Raw genomic sequence first — 21,904 nt, 5'->3', positions numbered from 1 at the left:
AGCGTTGGCGTTGCTTGTGGTGGGCGATAGGCTGAACGATGAGTCCATGCTAGCCACAGGTGCAAAGCGCGCAAAAGCTTGTCTTGAAGTATTGGGACCTGACCCCTGTTTGGTAGACACCTGATATCCAGCCCGGTTGGGTTGGGAAGAAAGGTAATCTACCACCATGCCTAGGTACTCCGAACAGTTCAAACGTGATGCTGTGGCCCTCTACGAAAACAATGAGGACCTTTCACTTCACGCGGCCTCAGCAGAGCTAGGAATCAATCGCTCCTCACTTTTCTCCTGGCTTAAGCAGTACGGCACCGGCAAGCGTGCTCGCACGAAGACCATGCGCGACAAGGCCCAGGCGACGACTGATTCTGAACGAATCCGTCAGCTAGAAAAAGAGAACGCAAAGCTGCGCGAAGAACGCGATATCTTGCGCAAGGCCGCGAAAAATTTTGCTTAAAGAGACACGCTGGTAATCCGCTTCCAGTTTGTCTATGACCACCGAACCGAATACTCGGCTCACACGGATGTGCCACGTGTTAAAGCTCAATCGCTCCTCGTTCTACAAATGGCTCAACACCCGCGAAAAACGCAGGTTAAAGACGTGTTCCGATGCTCTTATTGGTGTACGAATCAAAACCATCTTCGATGATGAGCACGGGCTTTATGGTGCTAAACGCATCGCTGCAAGCCTCAACGACGATACGGACTTTCCTCCGATCAATCACAAGAAGGTCGCACGCATCATGAAATCCATGGGGCTAAAAGGCTTTACTAAACGGCGTCGATGCATCACCACCAGGCGCAAGCCTGGCCGCCGAGTCATGCCAGATTTAGTAGGCCGCAGATTCACAGCTGACAGGCCGAACCAGGTCTATGTAGGCGATATCACCTACCTGCCGTGTATGGGAGGCAAGAACATGTACCTGGCCACGGTCATCGACGTCTACTCGCGCAAACTCGTTGGCCATGCGCTAGCCGATCACATGCGGGTATCGCTGGTTATCGAAGCTTTACCTCATGCCAGGAAAGTCCGTGGAAGCCTTAACGGGGCAATTTTCCATTCTGATCATGGCAGTGTGTACACCTCACAAGCATTTAGGGACCACTGCGCCCAGCTTGGTGTGCGCCAATCCAAGGGAGCAGTGGGAACGAGTGCCGATAATGCCCTAGCAGAATCGTTTAACGCCACGCTTAAAGCGTGAAGTCCTACGTGATCGGAAAGTCTTTGACAATCCATTACCTGCCGCCAAGAAGTCTTCCGATGGTGCATGCGCTACAACACGCGCAGACGACACTCCTGGTGCAACCTTCTAGCCCCCGATGACTTCGAAGCACTCACATCAGCTACACTGACCCAAGCAGCATAGCTAACCCCCGACGTGTCTACTTTCCGGGGGTCAGGCCCTGATCGATGAAGAAGGCGCTATTAATGAGCGGGCGCCGGAGTATGCGGGCTATATTGGCCGATTGCGGCAGACCACCGCAGACGCGCTTGAGATGCTCGGTGGAGCGGGCGCTGAGGAGGTCCGGGCGAAGCAGAAGCCATTGGAAGAATTTACTTCGCGTTCCTTGACGCCGGGCGGTGCCTTCGTGGAGCTGGGGGATTCCATGCCACGGCGTCCGCAGTTTGTGCGCGGAGGTTCCTTAGAGTTTGCATTGTCTAATGGTGTGACTGGTACAGAAATTCCTCGCATCAAAATGTACAACGCTGGATACGTGTTCGGGTGCTCAGGTTTGGTCATCGCCGAGCAAATGAACTGGAGCCCTTTTATTCTCTGCGCTTTGGACCGGCTCGTGACATTCATGGTCGCTTTGACCACTTATCGCTAACGTTTGGGGACGTTACCTACTGGACCGGGCGATTTTTGATGCGCTTTGTCGTATCACCCCGGGCAAGGGCGGGGAACTGCAGTTGACTGACACAATTGATTTGCTTATTTCCGAAGGTCATCTCTTCCACGTTGTTGTGCATGAAGGGATCCGCCATGACCTGGGTAACCCAGCAAGATTTGTACCTGCGAGCGTGGAGTTCGGCCGACGCCACCCGAAGTATGGACCGGCATTATTTCGAGGCATTGAGGCGATGGTAAGCAAGTACCGCCATCGCTATGCGAATTAGGTGGTTTTCTGAAACGGGGAATCCTCGTTTCCGCGTGGGCGTCGGTATTCAGAAGGAATCTAAAGATTAAGTCAGCGTTTGACTACAAGATTCTCGGTGAAGGATTTGTCTTTCCCAAGGTCCGAAAACAAGGTAGAGTTCATGCATAGAGTTAGGGACAAGAAGACATTCGACTCTCGTGAGTGTGAATGCTTTGTTGTACGGAAGTGGGCACCTTCAATGCAGATGAACTCTTCAAGAAAGGCGAAAGGTCTAACTGATGTTCAATGAATGGCAGGTCGTTGTGGCACCTGCAGTTGGAGAAATGCAAGAGTTCTTACGCTGGTGGTCGAAAGAGACTGCTTTGGAGCGGCCCTGTCGACTGTCTGTAGATCTTGCGAATATCGAAGATGAACTAAAGCAAGCTGCGGTTGAGATCATTAAAGCTTGCGGACACATGGTTGAAGGTTCTCGTAACCAATCATCTATGCGTAAGGACTACGACCTTGTGATATTTTCAGAGACAATTTTTGCGGATGTTGAAACACGATGGCAAAAATTAAGAGATTTTCTAGATTTTTACCGTCTTAGTCTTCGATCTATTGCAGAACAACGTGAGGTTTACGCAGGACGTCACATCCATTTCACTTACGTTTCGGTTGAGAAGACTAGGGAAATTTTGGTCTTGTCCAGCCTAATAAATCGGCTGAATGCTAGCTCTGCATTTTCTGAAATGCGTCTGGTTCTGTTCCAACATCCTGAAAAGCGGGATTTACCACCGAATGGGCATATTGATTACCAATTCACTCCTTCTCGGTTCGGTAAAATGCCGAGACTGCTCTTTGAAAAAGCGGTCCGCAATTTGGGCGACGAGACTCTCTTTGACAAGAGTATCTTTATGAGGTGTGCGCTAGATGACGATGATGTTTGGCTTCCTTGGGCTATGCAAGAAATGTCGTTGAATGCGCGTGCGCTTGTTTCAAAAGGTGGTCGTCCAAAAAAGAGTCTGGGGTTTCCAAATCAATTTCTTTATTACCCCAGCGAGCTAGGTCGCGTTGACTGCGTGAGGATGGCGATGGTCATGACAGGTTCTAAGGTGCACATTGGTAACGGTTGGGAACATATTGTTGACCGTCATCCTTGGAGCTTGCCAGAGTCTTTCAGCAGTAATATGCAAAGGCGCTTTAGACACATTGGAGTGGATTTATGCCTCGCAGTCAATAATAGGCCTCTTTGGGTGTATGTGCGGCGTGCAGGACGGCTTTCAGCTACAACGAAATTTGAGCACTATCGAGACTCGCCTTCGACTATGACGCATATTGGAGATGACCACTCGATAATTCGCACTGCAGAGTTGATCGACCAACAATTTGAACGCCGTCCGATTGACTTCGGAATTGATCCCCCCACTCTTGAGGTTCGAGCTGAGCTCCTTGGCGAAAAGAGACTGAGAATCCGACTTAATCTCACTGAGATGGTTGAGGCATACGACTTAACGCTTACGCACTTAACAGCTACGGTAAATTGGGGAGATACCGATGGCCGTTATGAGCTCGATGTGCCGGTTAACGCAGAGATCGAAGTAGATCCTACGGGTTGGACCGAGCGTACCCGACTGGTACTCGAAGATTCGTCTACTGGATTGCGATTTAGCTCGTGGGTTCGAGGCAAAGAAATTTATCTTTCGTGATGCATGAACGACGTGAACGTAGGTCTGAGTTGTGCGGTTACATTCCTTTCTTGAAAGTCCAATTTGCTTGATTTCGTATCCATAAGAGAGAGTTATCATTGCGGGGTCGCAGCGCAAGAAATTTTGGTCGGAGAATGGACATGGCACAGCGGATCTTGTGATCGGGCCCATCTCCGGTCTCTATTTTGCTGGGATAGTCGGCGTCTCCACTGGTTTTCGGTGCGGGGTTGAATCGGTGTGTGAATATCGAGGCCCTCTTGATCGATCTTCGTGCTGAGGACGCCTGTTCAGCACTGGAGGCTAGTAGAAACTAAGATGAACGACGAGCTTTCGGGCAAACGACAGTTTTCGGTGTGTCACGGCCACAAAATAGGGAATCCCGTGGCTTCGTAGCTGAACAAGTCTAGTTATCGCATTAAAAATAAACGATGTTTATGGTGAAAGGTATTTCACGTCGATTTAGAGCAGTTAGTACTGGGGCTCTGGGGATCCGGTACTGCTGGGGTTTTCTTTCATAGTTAATGTTGGAGGCACCGTAAATCGATGGGGTATTGTCTCAACTTCTCCTTGGAAGCGGTCGGCCGTTGTGGCTAATTTCAGACAGATTATCGCGATGTCGGCGTCTGCTGTGGTCATCCCGTGCTCGGGCTGATGAATGTCACAGTCGCGGCGAATGAGAAGATGCGGGCGTGGGTTGGATGCCACGTCAAGGCGTTGAATTATCTTGGCAAAGTAGTGGCGGTTACTACACAGGATAGTGCTTCTACGGTGACGCGGCATAAACTTTAGCTAGCTGAAACGAAGCGCAGAAGCCAACTGGCGGGATACCCCGACCACCATTCACATCCTGGCACCGACAGGACCAGGGAAGACATGCATTTGGCTGCGCCCTCGGCATTGCCGTGTGTCAGGGCGGACGCCCCGTGGCGCACTGCCGTCTGGGTCAGCCCACAGGTGCCTAGCCACTGGCGTGTCTACACTCTGGAGTCAGTCTCGGAGCGGGCTCCTAATGAAGTGGGGTGTATTGTAGTGTTGGTTCCATGAGAAGAAGAGACACCGCTAGATGGGGTGTTGGGAAAACGTACCCATCACCCTCCTTCTGGTCACGTATTGAAGCGACGGATGGCCTTCACACCATTCAGCTCGGAAACCAGTTCCTCGATATTTTAATTCGCGATCGTGGCTCTGACATTACTGTGGTTGCATTTCAACACCGTGTCTCGGTTCGGACAGCTTACCCGACGCTCGTAGGAGAAGGTTTTACAGGTCAAGTAGGTGTGAATCTCATTGCAATTGCTGATCCTAGCGTTAGCTTGTCCAACAAAGTCAGCCTCGGCTGGTACCTCGGGAATAGAGCAATAGGGCATCTGAAGCCGATCCTCACCCCAATACTTGAGGAAGCCATCGTAGCTCTTGGTTCTCAACGACTCATTTTTTTTGGAAACTCAGGCGGAGGATATGCAGCCATGAATTACGCCGCTGAGTTCCCTAACTCCATCGCCCTCACAGTTAATCCCCGGCTGGGGTTTCCAAACCGTCACGATACCGATTGGTCGACGTACATGTCAGAGTGTCACCGGGTCAAGGGAAGAACTCCGTACAGCAGAGTCAGCAGTGAGTATGGCGTTGACCTTGTCGATTCCATACCAGCATATTCGCAGTTTTACCCAGCGATGTACCACAATCTTGGCGACGCTCAATACTACGAGGCTAACCATAAGCCATTTGTAAAAGCTCGATCCAGCGATTTGCGTATTTCCCAGCGCCTCGACTTTGATGGAATCGGACATCTGCCAATTCCAAAAAGTAAGCTAGTTGACATCGTCCGTCGATTGTCTAATTTGTCAGCGTCGCCAGTGGTTGCTATTCGCGATGCCGGGTTTCTCCATCCAAACTAGGAGCCTGACTCTGAGAAAACCGAGGAATTGTGGCACTTAGGCCGTAAAGTTGAAGCAAGGGGTCAAGTTGTCGTGGCTAATAGGTTTCACCATAATTCTTGCTGCCGAGAAATGACAGCATTTCCAACTTTCCTATTCAATCTTGTGGGTGGTGGTTGCTGATAGAGTTGGCGTGATGCACATAGAGCTGGTGGGATGAGCTTTAGAAACTTTGTGAGCAAGTACGAAAGGAATCCTTGTGTCCCTCTATTCCGCTCCCAACCGCGGCCGCCCCATCGTGATTTCTGGCGGCTTAGGGCGTATCAACAAGGTTTCGCGCGTGTTAAGCGGGATGATTGTGATCCACTCTTATCCCGAAGTTTTCTTTGATCCAGAAGAAGCGTTCTGGCCCCAGATCGAGGCACAGCGGTTGCACCCGACAGTGCGTTTCTACTTGCACTCGCTGAACTGGATAGACTTCATTGTGGACCGTGCAGCGGGGCTTCCTGAGACGGAATGGACTGAGGAAGTTTCAGCCGGCGCAGAGTTTGTCTGGGCGGTGGCGTGTAATTGGTGGGAGATGAACCACGTAACGCCTGAGTGGAAAGACGATGAGTACGTTTGGGGCGGTCATGCGGTGGCGATTAGAGCGGCATCGCTAAGCGCGCTTAGTGAAATCCTCCCTGAAGACGAATGGCTGCATGAGGCCATCGAGTATCACGGGAAGTGGCTGCTGGAGCATTTTGATGGCTACTGGAACCACGGGCTTTCCCAAGCACTGGCGTTGATGGTGGTGGGGGACAGGCTGAGCGATGAGTCAATGCTCGATGCCGGCGCTGATCGTGCCAAAGCCTGCCTCGAGGTCATGATTGATGGGGAAGGGGCCATCAACGAGCAGGCACCTGAGTACGCGAATTATATCGAAAGGCTGCGCCAAACCACTGTTGAAGCATTTGAGTTGTTTGAGGCACCGGGTGCAGATGTACTGCGCGCGAAGAAGGAGCCGCTCGAAGAATTCATTGCGCATTCACTGACCCCAGGCGGCACATTCGTTGAAATTGGTGACTCAATGCCGCGGCGTCCTGAGTTGACGCGCGGAGGGGCGCTGGAATTCGCGCTATCGAATGGTGCAACTGGGACTGAGATACCGCGCGTGAAGATATATGACTCGGGTTATGTATTTGGACGCTCCGGGTTTGGTCAGCGCAGGCCTAAGGATTTGGAGAGCTATTACACCTTGCGCTTCGGCCCGCCGCGTCAGATTCATGGGCATTTCGACCACCTGTCACTGACTTACTGGGACCGTGGAAGGAACATCATCGTTGATGCAGGTCACCCTGGTTATGTGAGGGGCTCGTTGCGTTCCTATGCTCAAAGCCGCCTAGCTCATAATGTGCTTACTGTTCGTGGAAAGGAACATGACGCTGAAGCAGCCTCACGACTGGTCGACCACCAGATCGAGGAACCGTGGTCGGCGTTCGATCTTGAGGACACCGCTTGGGAAGGCCTTCACTGGAATCGCAGTGCGTGTTTTGTTGACTGCGGCCCCTTTGTGGTCTCAGACAGCCTTGAACCGACGCGCACTGTGGAGTACGCGGAGCAACGTTGGAATGTAGCCCCCGAGTTCGAATACGTGGGCTCGCAGTACGAGACAGTTCGATTCCGCTCCGTTGTCGATGGAACCCAGTTGGTGTTCATCCGCTACGGTATCGACGGCTCGCGCTACTTCGAGCCTACGGATGCGAACCTCGCCCGAGGCGATCGTGAGGGCCAGCGTGGACTTGTCTTCCGTAACGAGCAACCCACGGACACGTGGACTGTGGGCTTTGGACGTGCGAGCCGAGACTTCGGGTTGCTCACCGCGGTAGTGGTCGCCAAGCCGGAAGACAAGGTGGAGTACACCTTCAAAGAGAACGGGCCCGGCAAACGCGTACTGCGCATCGTTCGTGGGAGCCAGACCTTCCTCTTTGATTACGACGTCAAGTCCAAACGGGTGCGGGCTTTGTCCGCACCCGTTGAACGAGGGTACGCGGACGGTGGGCTTACTCCGCGCTGACGCGTTCCGCCACCGTACGGTTGATGCGCCAGTCAGCGCGGCCTTCGCTAAAGCCGGAGTAGTACAGCTCGAAGGTGAGGTCGTCCCCGCTGCCGTGGGGGACTAGGGCCGACTTGTAGAGGTTGGGGTAGCCGGACTCCTCGTGGGAGATGATCGGGGTGTCCGAGCGCTTCCAAGTGACACCGTCCTGAGAGCGCAGAAGATAGAGGTTACCTTGCTTGACCGTGCCTGGGATGATGTGGACGAGGCCGATGTATTCACCGTCGTAGAGTTGGACGTCGATGTGCCACAGGCGCTGCCCAGACGTGAGGCCAGGGTCAAACGAGACGGTGGTTGGTTCAGACCAGGTTTTGAGATCCGAGCTTTCGTAAAAGACCACGCGGTTAGGCACACCACCGCCGTTGGCTACACCGTAGAGGCGCCACTTCTCTCCTGTCCAGATGAGGGCTTGAGACATGAACTGAGGTTCACCGGTCCAGATCTCTTCTTTCTCAGACCAGTGCACTCCGTCGTCGGATTTCACTAGGTAGATACGGTTGGTTTTCCCGTTCGGGCGATCAACCATGCGCCAAGTCAGGTACATTTCGCCGCTAGGAGCCATGACGAGCTGGGTGTCGGAATTGTGCGGGTTAGGTTTGCCCAGCTGGTCATCGATGGGGTTAGATAGTCCCTCTGGAACCTGCCAGGTCCAGCCGTCGTTGGAGACGAGCACATTGGGATCCTCAGCGCCTTCATCGCTGGCTGGGTACGGGGTCATTGCCATCCAGTACTTCCAGCCATTCCATCCGTTCTCAAAGTAGAGAACAGAGGGGTGAGTCGCTTGGCCGCTGCCTTCATGGGTGGGGAGGTTCAGCTGTGGACCACGAGGGGCAGTCCACGCCCACAATGGATCTTTATCTTCACTGGTGGCGAGCCGGTCTTTGATGCCGGCAACGTGCTGCGCAAAACCAGGGGAGGGCTCCACGGAGGTGACGGGGGCAGGAGCTGTGCTTGTGGTCGGTTCCGGCGAGGAGCTGGGTTCCTCAGTAGGTGCCGGGGAGGTTGAAGGGTGAGTGGACTCAGGCGTGGAAGTGGGAGTGCTTGGAGTTGTTGCAGGGGTGGTGCTCGGTGCTGGGGCCGACGAGGAGCCGTTGGAAGAACCGACTCCGGGCAGTATGCCGGCGACGAGCGCTAAACCTCCGACACTTGCTGCAAGCGCTACGAGTGTGGCAACGGCCTGCCGGACCTGTTCCTCATTGAACTGGGGAAGGGCAGGCATCTGGAAGGATGGGAATTGTTGTGCCTCTGCAGGTGCTGGGGTGGTTTCCTGTCCGGTAACCAGAGAGGCGGTGAGGGCTAAAGCAACGAGTGCTTTACCGGTGCGTGGCGGTCGACGCATGTGAGACTCCTTTGTGCATGAGGACGAGACAAATCGAAGTCTAGTTTGTGGTGACGTGTGAGGCAGGGGAACGGGTGGACATCGACAAGCGCGTGCGCCACAACTTCCGGTCTTTAGTAGGCCGAGGTCCTATGCGGGGTTCCCAGTGCATTAGGATTGGCCCATGGCTAATTCCACTTCCGTCCGCACTGTTGTTGTCCCCGCAGCGGGTATGGGTACGCGTTTCCTGCCTGCGACTAAGACTGTCCCGAAGGAGCTTCTGCCTGTCGTGGACACTCCAGGCATTGAAATGATTGCCGAGGAAGCTGCGGGTGCCGGTGCAACGCGGCTAGCTATTGTGACCTCGCCCAGCAAAGACGAGGTCATGCGCCATTTCGATGAGTTTCCTGATCTGGTGGAGATCCTGCGTGCTCGTGGAAAAGATGAGCAGGCATCGAAGGTTGAGCGTGCCGCGCAGATTATTGATCCCGTTGCTGTTGTCCAGGACAAGCCTTTGGGCCTAGGGCACGCTGTTGGTTTGGCGGAGTCCGTCTTGGACGAGGACGAGGACTACTTTGCTGTGATGCTTCCTGATGACGTCATCGAGCCCACTGCAGCTATGAGCGAGATGATTCGTGTGCGCCAAGAGCATGGTGGCTCGGTGCTGTTGGCTGTGGAGGTAGACCCAGCGCACGTGTCGAACTATGGCGTGTTTGATATTGAGGACACCGACGAGGACGGCGTGAAGAAAGTCGTGGGCATGGTTGAAAAGCCCGCGGCTGAGGACGCACCGTCAAACTTGGTGGCTACAGGGCGCTACCTGCTGGATCGTGCGATTTTTGATGCTCTTCGCCGCATCGAACCAGGCAAGGGCGGGGAGCTGCAACTGACTGACGCAATTGATTTGCTTATCTCGGAAGGCCATCCTGTTCACGTCGTGGTCCACGACGGTATCCGCCATGACTTGGGTAACCCGGCCGGCTTTATTCCGGCCAGCGTTGAATTTGGTTTGCGCCACCCGAAGTATGGTCCGGCGCTCTTTCGAGATATCGAGGCGATTATGGAGAAGTATCGGCCGCATTTGGGGTAGAGATTGGTATCGCATCCCCGAATCATTAGATCTGCAGCACACCTAATCAATAATCTCTAGACTTGCCAGAAACGCGCGCTGGGATCGTCCGCAAGGTCCTGGCGCTCAAGGTGAATTGTCTGGAGTGAAACTAGATGTCGGAGAATACGACACTGCGGAAAACGATGAAGCCCTCGTGGGTCTTTGCCATGGCGTTGGGTGCGGCGATTGGCTGGGGTGCCTACATTTTGCCGTTTGATTGGATGCAGAAGGCGGGGCTTGCTGGAACGCTCATCGGTTTTGTCATCGGTGGTCTGATGATTGCGGTTATCGGTTTGAGCTACGGCTTTACCATTCGCGCGCTGCCGCTGACCGGTGGTGGCGTGGCGTTTGCCATGGCCGCGCTCGGCCGGACTCATGCGTTTATCGCGGGATGGGCGCTGACGCTGGGGTATTCGTGCGTGGTGGCGCTGAATGCCTCCGCAGTCACGCTTGTCTTCCGAGTCACCTTCCCTGAATTGGTCATGCGGGGCGCGCTTTACGACGTCGCCGGGTGGACCATCTATCTCCCCGAAGTAGCGATCTGCTCATTGTTTATCATTGGGTTCGCGTGGCTGAACTCCAAGGGTGCTGCGCTCTCGGGCCGGTTTCAGTTCTTTGCTGTTGTGCTCATGATCTTGGCGGTGGTGGTTATTGTGGCGTCGATGGTGATCTACTACGTCGCTGAGCGCCCGGAGCTTGCTCCCGCCTTTCCTGTAGATGTGCCGCCGGCTGCGGCGGTGGCGACCATCATCGCTTTTGCCCCGTGGGCTTATGTGGGCTTTGATTCCATTCCTCAGCTGGCGGGCGAGTTTAATTTCTCTCCGCGGAAGGCGCTGGGGCTTCTGTTGTGGGGGATTACTGTCGCGACGGTTATCTATATGGCGATGATGCTGTCAACCTCCATCGCTGTGGGAACCCGTCACGATGCTTTCGAAGGGGAGGCATGGCCACCAGCAGCAGCTATTAGTGAGGTGATGGGACCAGCTGGCTTGGTCCTCATGGTCGTTGCGGTGAGCGCAGGTGTGTTGACAGGCCTCAATGGTTTCTACACTGCGGCAAGCCGTGTGCTGTTTACATTGGGGCGGGCGAACCTGGTCCCGCGCCGTTTGGGTGAGCTGAAGGGCAAGGAGCGCGCACCGCGCAATGCGATTCTCTTGGTGTGCGCGGTGTGCCTGGTGACCCCGTGGTTTGGGCGCGCGGCGTTGACGTGGGTCGTCGACATGTCCAGTGCTGGCATCACGGTGGCGTATTTCTATACGTGCTTCTGTGCATGGAAGATTGCGCGCACCGGGCACGTCCCCGGGATGCCCAAGCCCACTGCACCCAATAAGTTCTACGAGTACTTCGCGCTTGCTGGGTGCATTCTCTCCGTCGGATTCTTGGCGCTGCTCTTTGTCCCGGGCTCGCCTGGCATGCTGGGAACAGCTCCGCTCATTGCGCTGGTGGTCTGGATAGTGTTGGGGTTGGCATCGTGGTCCGTTAAGCGCCGCCAGTTGCGGGACGTACCGCCGGAGAAGACGGCATCGTTGATTCTGGAATAGCTTGGTGGCTAGTCGACAGTGTTTAGGCGCTGCGGCCAGTCGTGGGCGGCTGAGGTGAAGATAGCGAATACATTGTTGTCGTCGGGCTTACGGCAACTCAGACCGGCTAAATCACTGCCAATCTGACAGGTGAGCTGGTAGCTTTCGCCGGTAACGGGGCTCTTAGCAGTGATGCTAGCAGTGTAGAGGGGATTAACCGTGGGATCGGCCTGGTAGAGAGCGTAGGAGGCCCTCTTGGCAGGTTCAAACATGGCTGCGGCGAACTCACAGGAGGTTGCGCTGCCGGCCAAGATTGTGTCACCCTCAGGCGTCACGCCGCAGTCGCCGCCGACTTGGCTGGCACTGATGGTCTGCTCGTTGGATTCTTTCTCCTGTTGCTTATCAGCTCGGGTTGGGGAGGGGCCTTCGTCTTCCTCGGTGGTGTTTGAAGAGCTGTTTGGCCTTTCCGGCGTCGTTGATTCTTTAGCCGTTGATGTTTCCTCGGCGACGGGGGCTAGGGTCTCGGACGTCATCGGGTCATTGTCGCTGCAGGCGGAGAGAGCGAGTGCCGTTGCGACGGCGAGAGTGAGAGAAGAGAGTTTGTGCATAGCCGAAACTGTAGTCCTAGAAAAGTGCTGTGTCCTGGGTTTGCGTGGAAGGATTGGTTGAGAAAGGAGAGCGTCGGCAAGCACGGCTCTGACAGCACCCTTGAACACTAGACTTTGAGAGGACAGTGTTCAGTTGGCGTCGAGAAGCGAGGAATGGGCAATCCCAGACTGATATGTCTTCAGCGGCCTTCCCGGCTTGCCGTATCTTAAATGCAACGCAGGTGTTGACTATCTCTGCGCTCGTTGGGCAGAATTCTTGGCAGGAGCAGCCCTGCATCACGTACAGCTGCTCGACCCTCACCGGGGCTACTGGCAGGTGAGGGTCATTTTTCTTGCGCGGTTGGGAAGCTGCTGCCGGTACGTTGGTTCTAGTGCCCTATTGATCGCCACACTTGCGTACGTAAACGGAATTCGCTCCTGCACAATGCGCAGTCGACCTTTGGTGAAGAGCAGGTGGTGGGCGTGCTGCACCTCGATATTCAGGTGGGTGACGGCGCCGTCGCCGGAGCCGAGTTGGGCGTCTCTCGTCCCACCCTTATGAAATGGGTTAAAGAGGGAAAGATATTGGCTCACAAGTGTGGAACGCACACCCGTTTTAAGCGCGATAACGTGCTGGACCTGAAGCGGAAGCGGGCGGAAGAGCGTATGCGTGCTTTCAACGAGTGGCGCGCGTTCGAAGAAGAGAATCAGGGCTTTTTCTCGGAGTCCTAGGCAGGGTCGCAGGACGTGCTCGCGGAGACTACGCGGGCCTTGCGGCCGCGGCTGCTTCGCATGCCGACATCATTCGGCTCCGCGCCTCAGCTTGTCCTGACGTGTACGAAGCAGCAGCTCGATTATTGGCAGACCCAAGCGAACTTCAGGTGTTTAGTCCTGGGCCACGGTGACGGTGACATCGATGTTGCCGCGGGTGGCCTTGGAGTAGGGGCACATCTCGTGGGCGGCGTCGGCAAGCGCCTGTGCTTCTTCCTGCTCCACACCGGGGATGGTGACCTCAAGCTCGGCGCTGAGGAAGAAGCCCTCGGAACCATTGTTGAGGGTCACGCGCGCGCCGACGGCGGAGTCGGTGACGTCGACGTCCTTGTCCTTGGCCACGGCCTTGAGCGCGGAGTGGAAGCAGGCGGCGTAGCCGGCGGCGAAGAGCTGCTCGGGGTTAACGCCCTCGCCGCTGCCGCCCATTTCCTTCGGGGCGGTCATGGTGAAGTCGAGGTCAGATTCCTGGACTACGGTGCGGCCATCGCGGCCAGCGCCAGTGGAGAGTGCTTCGGTGGTGTAGGCAGCGGTCATGTGTAACTCCTTTGAATGTTGCGGGCTGTGTGGCCGCCGATTGTACGCGGGAACCTAAGCTTGCTCACGCGCTAGCCGTGACGAGCTCCTTGAGAGCGTCGAGGGCCTCACGCGGGGCGGTGCCGTAGCGCTCCGTGAGGAAGCGATGGGTAGTGTCGGGGTTGTCGAGGGAGACATCGGCAAGGTTGTGCAGCTCGGATTCGCCGGCGGCGGTCTTCTCCACGGACCAGAAGCTTTCCGGATTAAGTCCGAGCTCGGCGGCGCGCTCGAGCACGCTGAAGGTGTGGGAAGCGAAGATGAGCTGGGCGCCGTTGACGTTGATGCTGGGCTCGCGGAAGGCCTGGATGATGAAGTCCAGCAGGGCTGGGCGTAGGTAGGAATCGAGTTCGTCAGCAACCAGGATGCCGCCGCGGCGCAAGACGTCGAGAACAAGTGGCACGGTGGCCATCCACGTCTGCGTGCCGCCGGATTCATCGGTAAGGCTCAGCGAATAGTGTGCGGCCTCGCCTTTGTGCTCGACGATGATCGCATGGAGCAGGGATTCGATTTCGGCGTCGGAGTAGCTGTGGAAAGCATCGGGGCGCAGGATAGCGCCGTCGGTACTGCTCAACGCATTAATGACCGGGCGCATCTGGCAGAAGACATGCCGTGGAATCTGGTCCTGGTTGAGCCGCACGGAATGAATGCCGGCATCGGCCGCGCGCAGCAGTGGGGCAGCCTCGTGCAGGCGCAGCTTGCCCTCACGAATAAGGGCGGTAAATCGCGCGGCATTGTTGGCCGCGGAATGCGCATGCGGCAGGTACGCCACATCATGCACCAGCGCGCGGGCCAACGGGGCAAGCACGGGGTGCTCATCGCGCAAACCGACAGACAGGATCAGCTCGGTGTCCTCAACGTTGCCAAGCTTGGCGACGTCCCCTTTATCCATAAACGTCCGCGTCCACTGTGTCTCCTCCCCGCGACTGCGCACAAAGCAGGGAGTCCAGCGATTTGCCGGGACGCGGCTGAGCCATTCGGTATGCACACCGGTGTAGCTCCACTGGAAACCGTAGAGGTAGCGCACACCATCGACTGCAAACTCCAGCTCAAAGGTGCTGGGGCGGCGCTGCGTGGTGGGGTTAAGACGAAACGGAGCGTGGGGCAACTGGTTGGGCGGGGCATCATCGAGCCACTGTGTGGCAGATAAGGAAATAGCTCGCAGCGCGAAGTTCAGCGCATCGAGCACGCTGCTTTTACCCGACGCCGTCGGACCCACCAGCACGGTGATGGGCTGGCTTACCGAATCCCAGCCTTCTTCGGGCGGCGTGGAGTGGGTCCAGTCGTGATAAAACGACAGCGTTTGTGTTGCACGGATGCTGCGGTAGTTCGACACGCTGAAGGAAAGGAGCCTCATGCTCGCAAGACTACAAGCTCACACATGCGTGATCATCTAAACCGGTCCCAGGTCCGGGTGCTTGCGCACACAGATTTTGTTTTGGCCCAAAGCCTGACCTCAGCGGACGCTGGTAGCGTTTTAGTACACACCGCAAAAGCGACCACAGGAGGCCACATCCTATGGACGGGGATATTACTGGTTTGCTCGTATGTCTCGGGTTAGTGGTTGTCATGGTGCTCTACTGGACCTTCTACATCCTGCGCGTGCGAAGGATTCCCGCATCGGAAGAGTGGTACGACTCAGCCGATGTGGTAGGCGCAGAAAGTGATGGCCTGCTCTTTATTTATCCCTACGGCACACTACTGTTGGGTGCTGCTGGTGCCGCCGGGTTGGTCGGAAGCATGAACCTTCCAGAGCCCGTCGAAACGGTGCTAGTTATTCCACTCGTGGCTGCTTTCGTCATCGGAGCGATTGGTTTTACGGGTGCGTTCGGGATTCCGCTTCCGTGGCCTTTTGTTCCGCGTTGGGTCGTGGACATCCGCAAAGCAAAACGTGCTCGAAGGCGCGATCGCAGGCAAGCCTGGAAAAAGAAGACGAAAGAATAGGTCTGGCAGCTGACCCAGCGTCCAGGGTCCGCTGTGCTTCCGTAGCCGAGTGCTGTATCAGTTTTGTTGGAGAAAATAGCGTTGGTGCACGCTAGGCTTTCTGGTATGAAGTATCGGAACGTTCACATTAGCTCCGTCGCGGCGCTTGTCATGAGCCTTGTAGGCGCGGCGTTCTTTGCTGTGGGGCGGGTGATTTTTGGCGTTGGCGGATGGCTCGCACTCTTCTCCATTCCGGCTGGGGGAATCATGGCCGTTGCGCTTCTTGGCTTGTGGTTTATCCCCGTGCGCATCGTGAAGGAGGACGCGGGATCCGGAACGTATAAGGCCCTCGGGTGGCCCGAATCTTGGGCCTTCATCGTGGTCACGGTGTTTCTCTTCCTCGCCGGCTTCTTTATGGTCGATGGCGGCGATACAGATGAGAGCGGGAAATCCGCCTTCTCCCAGATTGTGGGGAGGTGGGCTTTAGATCTGTCCGTGATACTGTTTTGGCCCTGTGTCCTTGGGGTGATTGTGTCCTACATCGTTGGCGTTGTTGTGGCGGTGAAAGGCCGGAAGGCCGTTGCTCAGAACCCGACGCAGAGTTCAAGTCCGGAAAATCTGGGCCAGGACGGGACCTAAATTGCCGTTTTCTGGGCCTGCCGATTAATGTTGCTGGGAGCGGATTCACTGTGTGCGTGAGTGCTGTCTCAGCGCTGGTGCGGAATGCAGACAGGGAATACGCGGGGCTATAGCTCAGTCGGTTAGAGCTACGGACTCATAATCCGTTGGTCCCGGGTTCGAGCCCCGGTGGCCCCACAGTAGGCAGCCTCTTTTCCTTGGGACGAAGTGCCTTAGGCATGACAACCCAACGTTGCGCCAGATGAAGGTCCAAGCCTTGTTGTACTCTGACGGTGAAGGAAGGGAGGACTGTCATGGAACAACATACGGCGCGGCAAATTGCCGAATGGTTCGTCGCGTGGGCGGATGAGACCGACGACGCTGAGATAACGCAGCTTAAGCTTCAGAAGCTTCTGTATTATGCAAAAGGGCTGTATATGCGGTCCTCTTCGGGGGTTCCACTATTCCCTGAACGAATGGAAGCTTGGGCGCACGGCCCTGTAGTCGTGGATATCTATCACCAGCTAAAACACTACGGAAAGCTTCCGATTGACCCAGACGACTTTGTCTCAGGGGATTTCAACTGGGATGACTATCGTGACGTTGAACAGGATCTGATTGAGGTCTGGGATAAGTACGGCCCTTTTTCTGCGTGGGCGCTGCGCAATAAAACGCACACGGAATCTCCTTGGCAAAGAAACTTTGTAGAAGGCGAGCGCGGCCGCGAAATCACCGATGCCGATCTTAAGAACTATTTCTGCTAGCCGTGGGCAAGAATAAACGAAGGGGGACCCGTCCAGTTCACGCAGCACGAAGCGCACCAGAGAAAGGTGTTATTGATGCTCTAGGCAGAACTCGAGAGGAATACCCGCTGTTATCCACTAGGTTTCTTCAAAAGAGGTGGGGCTTTGAAGAAATGGATGATTCTATGCGAGCGGAGTTCCTAGAAAAATGGCACAGGCGGTCTGTCCTCACATGGAAAGAATTGACGCGGCACCCAAAACATGGGCTGGGCTCTGAATTCATCCCTGCTACTGCCATTAAGCCTGACATTCCACGGCCTTTTCAAGACGTATCGCGGTTTAGGGTCTACCGCCACAAGGGAAACTTGCCGTTCGTAGGCTGGAAAGACAGGGAAGTGTTCTACGTAATCTGGATAGAGAACACGTATGGCAAGTTGTACTCGCACTAGCACGACACTGCTTTCATTCTCGCTGCAGCACTAAAGTGCGGGTCAGCTTGCCCTTAATGCGAGAATCCGCGCGCTACCCGATACGATGACCCACATGAGTGTTGAGATGGACCCGTTAATCGAGTCGCTGTATTACTGGTCCGACATTATCGGCGTCCTTCTCATGGGCATGATTGGCGGAACGATGGCCCGCCAGCGCGGCTATGACATCGTGGGCTTCTTCTTCATCGCGATGTTTTCATCCCTCGGCGGAGGCATGATCCGCGATGTGCTCATCAATCGAGGCACAGTCGCCGCGATGAGCCAGCCGGAGTATCTTTACTTGGCGTTCACCGGTGCTATCATCGCCCGTTTCGTCTACTTCAAGGGCAAGACATGGGACTACGTGCAGTCGCATGGTGATGCGGTGGTGTCGGCCCTGTGGGCGTCGACAGGCGCGCTCAAGGCCATCGCCTACGGCCTGCCCTTCATTCCTTGCATCATGATGGGCGTGTTTACGGCGACGGGTGGCTCCATGATTCGTGATATCGCCATGGGCCGTGAGCCGGCAGTGTTTGGTGATAACACCCCCACCGTGATTCCGGCAGTGGCGTGTGCGCTGGTAGTGCTAGGTGCAAACTCCACGGGGCACTTGGCGTGGGGCGTCATTATTGGCCCAATCGTCTCTTTTGTCTTGACCATGCTGGGCATTTGGGCGGGCTGGCGCGTGCCTGCTCGGCAGGAGTGGGCGCCGGTGAATGACACCGCGGCCTATGTCATGGTTTTGGCGCGCAAGGCGGAGAATAAAGGCCGTGCTGTTGGCCGCCGCCTGGAGCCGACCAAGCTGCGCGCATGGCGTCACAACCAGATGGAAAAGGCCCTGCAGCGCCGCATTGAACGTGAGGTGCGGGAAGGAAAGCGCAGGGCCGACGCGACTATCGACGCCTCCGAGTTCCTCGATTCCTTCAACGAAGAGGTCGCCGAGATGTCCGCGGAGATGGCGGCGGCATCCGCGGATACCGACTCGGACTTTGGCGTAGACCTTTCTGGCGACTCGTATGAAGCTCAGAGCACTGATGGTCCCACGCCCCGTGAGCTTTTGGACCGCATTTTGTCTGATGACAAGCTCACCGATGAGTTGGTTGAAAAACTTATGCGGCGCTATGAGAAAAGAGATGATTAGAAGCTAATAAATACGTTAAGGTAAGTGGGTGCGAGAGGAGTCAAGGTGAGAATTGTTCGGCTGAGGCGTGGCATGGTGGCAGCGCTGACCGTAGTGTGTGCTGCGGCAGCTGTGTCTACTGGGTGTACTGCGGACACAGCACCCGTGGACACTGAAGGCCTAGACCTTATCACCACCGATATTGCAGAACCGCAAAATTCACTCATCCCAGCAGACTCCAATGATGTTTGCGGGCACACCATTATCAATCTGGTGTACTCCGGCCTGATGTACCTCGACAAATCTGGCAAGCCGCACTACGACATGGCGGAATCCGTGACCCAGGTCAACGATAGGACCTATGACGTGGTCATCCGGGACGACGCTGTCTTTGCTGATGGCTCCGATGTCGATGCCAAGGACTTCGTGGATACGTGGAATACCGCTGTGCGCCAGTCCCTGCTCTCGGCCCATCATTTCGAGCCGATTCTGGGATTCCATGAAGGACAGAAGAACATGCGCGGGCTGAAGGTGACAGGGGAGAAGTCCTTCCGCATTGAGCTTTCCCGCCCCACCAGCGGCTTCCTTGAGCGCCTAGGCTACTCGGTTTTCTTTCCCATGCGTTCTGAGGATCAGGATGAACTCGCCGAACGCGGTACCGATCCTATTGGCAACGGTCCCTACGTCTTGGTCTCGTGGGAACACGACAAAGCGTTGACCCTAGTGCCCAACCCGCACTATACGGGCCCGCGCACTCCGCAGAATGAGGGCATCAAGTTCGTGATTTACCCCTCCGAAGGGCAGGCCTATAAGGACCTAGTATCGGGAGACCTGGACGTGCTCGTCCACATTCCGGCGGAGAAGCTCGGAACCTTTGAAGAAGAGTTGGGTCCGCAAGCTTTTAGCAGACCAGTGGGTTCCCTATTAGCAATAACCATCCCGGCCAATGATTCCAACTTCACTGGCGAGGCAGGACGTCTGCGCCGCCGAGCGTTGTCGATGGCCGTGGACCGCGAGAAGCTGGCCACAGAGCTCTTCTATGACACAGTGACTCCAGCGAATGGTTTTATCGCGCCGCTACACGGGGTGATGCCCCCAGCACCGCAAGATGCGGAGGCGCTGACCTACCAACCAAATAAGGCCCGCGAGCTATGGGCCAAAGCAGAGAAGTTGGATCCCTTCGATGGGACCTTCAGCATTGCCTACAACGTTGACGGCAGCCATAAGAAATGGGTCGATGCAGTGGCGAAGCAGATGACTGATACCCTCGGTGTGCCGGTGGAAGGCCGTCCCATCGATACCTTCAAGGAGCTGCGTCAACAGGTCACTGCCCGCCACATCACTGGTGCATTCCGTACGTCTTGGCAGGCGGAGTACCCAGACGAGTCGTCCTTCCTAGCACCGCTGTTTGCCTCCTACTCGGCGGCAAATGAGTCTGGGTTTGATAATCGGGAGTTCGATAAATTGCTGGCGAAGGCTGGCAAGGCGCGCACCAAGGACGAAGCCCACAAGTACTATGCCGAGGCCCAGGACCTGCTGGTGACGGCGATGCCGGCGATTCCGCTGTGGACGTCGAAGTCCTTGGGCGCCTATGGCAAGGATATTGTTCCGGCAGGATACACGTGGAAGCCAACGCCCAATTACTATCTCATTCACCGCGCTGAGCGCTAAGGCAGTCTGGTTCTCCAAGGCTTCTGGCAGCATAGCGGTCTACTCTTGGTGCAATGCTGAAGTTTTACATGTTCGCCATCTGGCAGGCAGTCGTCGACCACGGTCTGCCACTCCTGGGCATGCTGCTCACGGCGATTCTCATTCCTCGCATCGGCCGTTTGGCCGTGCGCGTAATCGAGTCTCGGCTTGATGAGAACGAGGAGTCAACCAAGGCGCGCCTAGCGCTGGCCGGCGCACTGGTGTACGTGGCCCAAGCGGTGGCGTATTTCCTTCTTATCGTCGCAGCATTGGCCAACCTCGGCGTGCCACCCCTGGGAGCGGCCATCCCCGCAACGGTCGTGTCAGCTGCCGTTGGTTTCGGCGCGCAGAGCATTATTGGTGATTTCCTCGCGGGGTTCTTCATTCTGTCGGAGAAGCAGTTCGGTGTGGGCGATTACGTGAGCTTCGACGGCGTGACGGGCGTGGAGGGCACCGTGGTGTCCTTGACCCTGCGTACAACGACCGTGCGCACCCCTACAGGCGAGGTAGTCATGGTGCCTAACGGCTCGGCGGGCGTGGTGACGAACTTCTCGCAAGAGTGGTCGCGTGCAGTGGTGGATATCGCTATCCCGGTTCATGAGGGCGATAACCTGCCGGACATTACCGCGCGCGTGGAGAAGATTTCGGAACATGCCATCCATTCCCCGGATATTCGCGCAGATGTGGCCGGCGAGCTGGATGTTCTCCCCGCGACCGGAATCGTGGCGCCGACCGTCGCCGGCCAGCCGTGGCAGGTGAAGTACCGCGTGCTCGTACAGGTCAACCCTGCGCGCCAGTGGGCAGTGGAACGCGCCATTCGTTCGGCCTTGCTTGCCTCCTTCTGGGACCTGTATAAGCTGCCGAACTCGGAAGCTATCCCGGATGAACTCCCTGTGGACTTGAACGAGGCGCCCACGACGGTCATGTCGGCAACGAAGACGCAGGCAGCAAACAAGGCTGCAGGATCAGCTGCAGAGTCGCAGGAAGCGTCGCAGGCGGTGTCGGGGGCCGTGGCCAAGACGGACACGAGCAATGACAATGGGCCGGGCCGCCCGGCGTATTCGGACAACGACAAAGACGAAGAACCGGACGAGTACGGGCGAGGCATCTGGCGTGCGGATAAGCCGAAGAACAAGTGGGCCTATTTTTGGACGGTTGGCGGGCGCGTGAGGGCGTCGACAACCGGCCTCCTGGCAGGCCTCTGCGTGGTTGGCGCATTGTGGCTGGCCTCCGCGAACCCGGATGGTGTGGATGCTGGGTGGCTGTCCCCGTCGCGCTGGATGAGTGAGATTGCTGAGTCAGCAGTCCCATCCACGGAGTCCGCTACGCCGGAACCTGCGCCGAGTGAGCAGGAGACGCCGGCAAGCACAGGCCAAGAACCCACCGCAGAGGTGACGGACGAGGCGACGGAGGATGCCCCGCAGGACGAGACCTCCCTTGCACCAGCCCCGGTGGATAGTCCTGAAGCAGTAGAAGGTGGCGGTTCGAGCATCGAGGGTGCCACGGAGACCGCCACGGGTAGCGAGGAATCCCACGTGCCGGAGACAGCGGTGGCGACCGCCGACGCCACCGAGCCTTCTACCGCGAACTAACGGGAGGCTCACCGTGGGAGACGCTCGGGAGAGAGCGCATGAGACAGATGAGTGATAGGGATGCAACGCGGCGAAGCGTTACATCTGGTTTATCGGTCCTCTTGGCCCCTTCGTTACT

At 56.4% G+C, this 21,904-nt stretch carries 17 protein-coding genes, 1 tRNA gene and 2 pseudogenes; 16 read left to right on the top strand and 4 right to left on the bottom strand.

The window, feature by feature from the left end; all coding sequences use genetic code 11:
• Nucleotides 1-166 precede the first annotated feature (166 nt).
• The 6 genes and pseudogenes from I6J26_RS02715 to I6J26_RS02695 all read left to right on the top strand — a co-directional run bounded on the left by I6J26_RS02715 (nucleotide 167) and on the right by I6J26_RS02695 (nucleotide 7,715).
• Nucleotides 167-1,361, top strand: a pseudogene (locus tag I6J26_RS02715) (IS3 family transposase).
• A gap of 100 nt (nucleotides 1,362-1,461) precedes the next feature.
• A complete protein-coding gene (locus I6J26_RS02710) occupies nucleotides 1,462-1,824 on the top strand; it encodes a hypothetical protein (RefSeq protein ID WP_147279342.1) in 363 nt (120 codons plus the stop codon).
• A 7-nt stretch (nucleotides 1,825-1,831) separates the two neighbouring features.
• Nucleotides 1,832-2,113: pseudogene (locus tag I6J26_RS12875) on the top strand (UTP--glucose-1-phosphate uridylyltransferase); the annotation flags it as partial.
• A 259-nt stretch (nucleotides 2,114-2,372) separates the two neighbouring features.
• A complete protein-coding gene (locus I6J26_RS02705; RefSeq protein WP_115023065.1) occupies nucleotides 2,373-3,782 on the top strand; it encodes a hypothetical protein in 1,410 nt (469 codons plus the stop codon).
• A 1,040-nt stretch (nucleotides 3,783-4,822) separates the two neighbouring features.
• Complete coding sequence (locus tag I6J26_RS02700) at nucleotides 4,823-5,680, top strand: alpha/beta fold hydrolase (protein ID WP_147279341.1); 858 nt, start codon at nucleotides 4,823-4,825, stop codon at nucleotides 5,678-5,680.
• A gap of 238 nt (nucleotides 5,681-5,918) precedes the next feature.
• Nucleotides 5,919-7,715: a heparinase II/III domain-containing protein gene (locus I6J26_RS02695; RefSeq protein ID WP_115023061.1), complete on the top strand. Its 1,797-nt coding sequence runs from the start codon at nucleotides 5,919-5,921 to the stop codon at nucleotides 7,713-7,715.
• On the opposite strand, the gene I6J26_RS02690 is transcribed toward I6J26_RS02695, so the two are convergent.
• Nucleotides 7,702-9,093, bottom strand: coding sequence for a sialidase family protein (locus I6J26_RS02690; RefSeq protein WP_115023059.1), 1,392 nt, complete (start codon nucleotides 9,091-9,093; stop codon nucleotides 7,702-7,704). The genes I6J26_RS02695 and I6J26_RS02690 overlap by 14 nt on opposite strands.
• Before the next feature lie 163 nt (nucleotides 9,094-9,256).
• Here I6J26_RS02690 and I6J26_RS02685 point away from each other — a divergent pair, with 163 nt between their 5' ends.
• On the top strand, nucleotides 9,257-10,162 hold the full coding sequence (locus tag I6J26_RS02685; RefSeq protein WP_115023057.1) for a UTP--glucose-1-phosphate uridylyltransferase: 906 nt from the start codon (nucleotides 9,257-9,259) through the stop codon (nucleotides 10,160-10,162).
• 164 nt (nucleotides 10,163-10,326) lie between these two features.
• Nucleotides 10,327-11,724, top strand: a complete 1,398-nt coding sequence (locus I6J26_RS02680) for an APC family permease (RefSeq protein ID WP_239121815.1) — start codon at nucleotides 10,327-10,329, stop codon at nucleotides 11,722-11,724.
• Nucleotides 11,725-11,732: 8 nt separating this feature from the next.
• Here the strand turns inward: I6J26_RS02680 and I6J26_RS02675 are convergent, their stop codons facing one another.
• Nucleotides 11,733-12,311 carry a hypothetical protein gene (locus I6J26_RS02675; RefSeq protein ID WP_115023052.1) on the bottom strand — a complete coding sequence of 193 codons (579 nt, stop codon included), beginning with the start codon at nucleotides 12,309-12,311 and terminating at the stop codon, nucleotides 11,733-11,735.
• A gap of 462 nt (nucleotides 12,312-12,773) precedes the next feature.
• Between I6J26_RS02675 and I6J26_RS02670 the strand changes: the two genes are divergently transcribed.
• Entirely contained in the window at nucleotides 12,774-13,022 is a 249-nt protein-coding gene (locus I6J26_RS02670; RefSeq protein ID WP_239121814.1) for a helix-turn-helix domain-containing protein, read from the top strand.
• Between the two features lie 153 nt (nucleotides 13,023-13,175).
• Here I6J26_RS02670 and I6J26_RS02665 read toward each other — a convergent pair whose 3' ends face one another.
• Complete coding sequence (locus I6J26_RS02665; RefSeq protein ID WP_115023050.1) at nucleotides 13,176-13,595, bottom strand: organic hydroperoxide resistance protein; 420 nt, start codon at nucleotides 13,593-13,595, stop codon at nucleotides 13,176-13,178.
• Nucleotides 13,596-13,659: 64 nt separating this feature from the next.
• A complete protein-coding gene (locus tag I6J26_RS02660) occupies nucleotides 13,660-14,988 on the bottom strand; it encodes an AAA family ATPase (RefSeq protein WP_115023047.1) in 1,329 nt (442 codons plus the stop codon).
• A gap of 161 nt (nucleotides 14,989-15,149) precedes the next feature.
• Here I6J26_RS02660 and I6J26_RS02655 point away from each other — a divergent pair, with 161 nt between their 5' ends.
• The 7 genes from I6J26_RS02655 (at nucleotide 15,150) to I6J26_RS02625 (ending at nucleotide 21,786) form a co-directional block, all read left to right on the top strand.
• Nucleotides 15,150-15,575, top strand: a complete 426-nt coding sequence (locus I6J26_RS02655; protein ID WP_115023045.1) for a hypothetical protein — start codon at nucleotides 15,150-15,152, stop codon at nucleotides 15,573-15,575.
• 105 nt (nucleotides 15,576-15,680) lie between these two features.
• Nucleotides 15,681-16,193: a hypothetical protein gene (locus I6J26_RS02650; protein ID WP_115023042.1), complete on the top strand. Its 513-nt coding sequence runs from the start codon at nucleotides 15,681-15,683 to the stop codon at nucleotides 16,191-16,193.
• A 103-nt stretch (nucleotides 16,194-16,296) separates the two neighbouring features.
• Nucleotides 16,297-16,370, top strand: a tRNA-Ile gene (locus I6J26_RS02645).
• A 116-nt stretch (nucleotides 16,371-16,486) separates the two neighbouring features.
• Entirely contained in the window at nucleotides 16,487-16,936 is a 450-nt protein-coding gene (locus I6J26_RS02640; RefSeq protein ID WP_115023040.1) for a Panacea domain-containing protein, read from the top strand.
• A gap of 513 nt (nucleotides 16,937-17,449) precedes the next feature.
• On the top strand, nucleotides 17,450-18,526 hold the full coding sequence (locus I6J26_RS02635) for a trimeric intracellular cation channel family protein (RefSeq protein WP_370552152.1): 1,077 nt from the start codon (nucleotides 17,450-17,452) through the stop codon (nucleotides 18,524-18,526).
• 45 nt (nucleotides 18,527-18,571) lie between these two features.
• On the top strand, nucleotides 18,572-20,176 hold the full coding sequence (locus I6J26_RS02630; RefSeq protein ID WP_239121813.1) for an ABC transporter substrate-binding protein: 1,605 nt from the start codon (nucleotides 18,572-18,574) through the stop codon (nucleotides 20,174-20,176).
• A gap of 53 nt (nucleotides 20,177-20,229) precedes the next feature.
• Nucleotides 20,230-21,786: a mechanosensitive ion channel family protein gene (locus I6J26_RS02625; protein WP_115023032.1), complete on the top strand. Its 1,557-nt coding sequence runs from the start codon at nucleotides 20,230-20,232 to the stop codon at nucleotides 21,784-21,786.
• Nucleotides 21,787-21,904 lie beyond the last annotated feature (118 nt).

It is taken from the genome of Corynebacterium minutissimum (genome assembly GCF_016889765.1).
GTDB classification, from domain to species: Bacteria; Actinomycetota; Actinomycetes; order Mycobacteriales; family Mycobacteriaceae; genus Corynebacterium; species Corynebacterium minutissimum_B.
This window is presented reverse-complemented; position numbering and strand designations above follow the sequence as displayed.

Excerpts from the sequence above, each read along its gene's own strand:
- I6J26_RS02705 (WP_115023065.1), top strand. The coding sequence starts at position 2,373 with ATGTTCAATGAATGGCAGGTCGTTGTGGCACCTGCAGTTGGAGAAATG.
- I6J26_RS02700 (WP_147279341.1), top strand. The coding sequence starts at position 4,823 with ATGAGAAGAAGAGACACCGCTAGATGGGGTGTTGGGAAAACGTACCCA.
- I6J26_RS02690 (WP_115023059.1), bottom strand. The coding sequence starts at position 9,093 with ATGCGTCGACCGCCACGCACCGGTAAAGCACTCGTTGCTTTAGCCCTC.
- I6J26_RS02685 (WP_115023057.1), top strand. The coding sequence starts at position 9,257 with ATGGCTAATTCCACTTCCGTCCGCACTGTTGTTGTCCCCGCAGCGGGT.
- I6J26_RS02680 (WP_239121815.1), top strand. The coding sequence starts at position 10,327 with ATGAAGCCCTCGTGGGTCTTTGCCATGGCGTTGGGTGCGGCGATTGGC.
- I6J26_RS02675 (WP_115023052.1), bottom strand. The coding sequence starts at position 12,311 with ATGCACAAACTCTCTTCTCTCACTCTCGCCGTCGCAACGGCACTCGCT.
- I6J26_RS02665 (WP_115023050.1), bottom strand. The coding sequence starts at position 13,595 with ATGACCGCTGCCTACACCACCGAAGCACTCTCCACTGGCGCTGGCCGC.
- I6J26_RS02660 (WP_115023047.1), bottom strand. The coding sequence starts at position 14,988 with ATGAGGCTCCTTTCCTTCAGCGTGTCGAACTACCGCAGCATCCGTGCA.
- I6J26_RS02655 (WP_115023045.1), top strand. The coding sequence starts at position 15,150 with ATGGACGGGGATATTACTGGTTTGCTCGTATGTCTCGGGTTAGTGGTT.
- I6J26_RS02650 (WP_115023042.1), top strand. The coding sequence starts at position 15,681 with ATGAAGTATCGGAACGTTCACATTAGCTCCGTCGCGGCGCTTGTCATG.
- I6J26_RS02640 (WP_115023040.1), top strand. The coding sequence starts at position 16,487 with ATGGAACAACATACGGCGCGGCAAATTGCCGAATGGTTCGTCGCGTGG.
- I6J26_RS02635 (WP_370552152.1), top strand. The coding sequence starts at position 17,450 with ATGACCCACATGAGTGTTGAGATGGACCCGTTAATCGAGTCGCTGTAT.
- I6J26_RS02625 (WP_115023032.1), top strand. The coding sequence starts at position 20,230 with ATGCTGAAGTTTTACATGTTCGCCATCTGGCAGGCAGTCGTCGACCAC.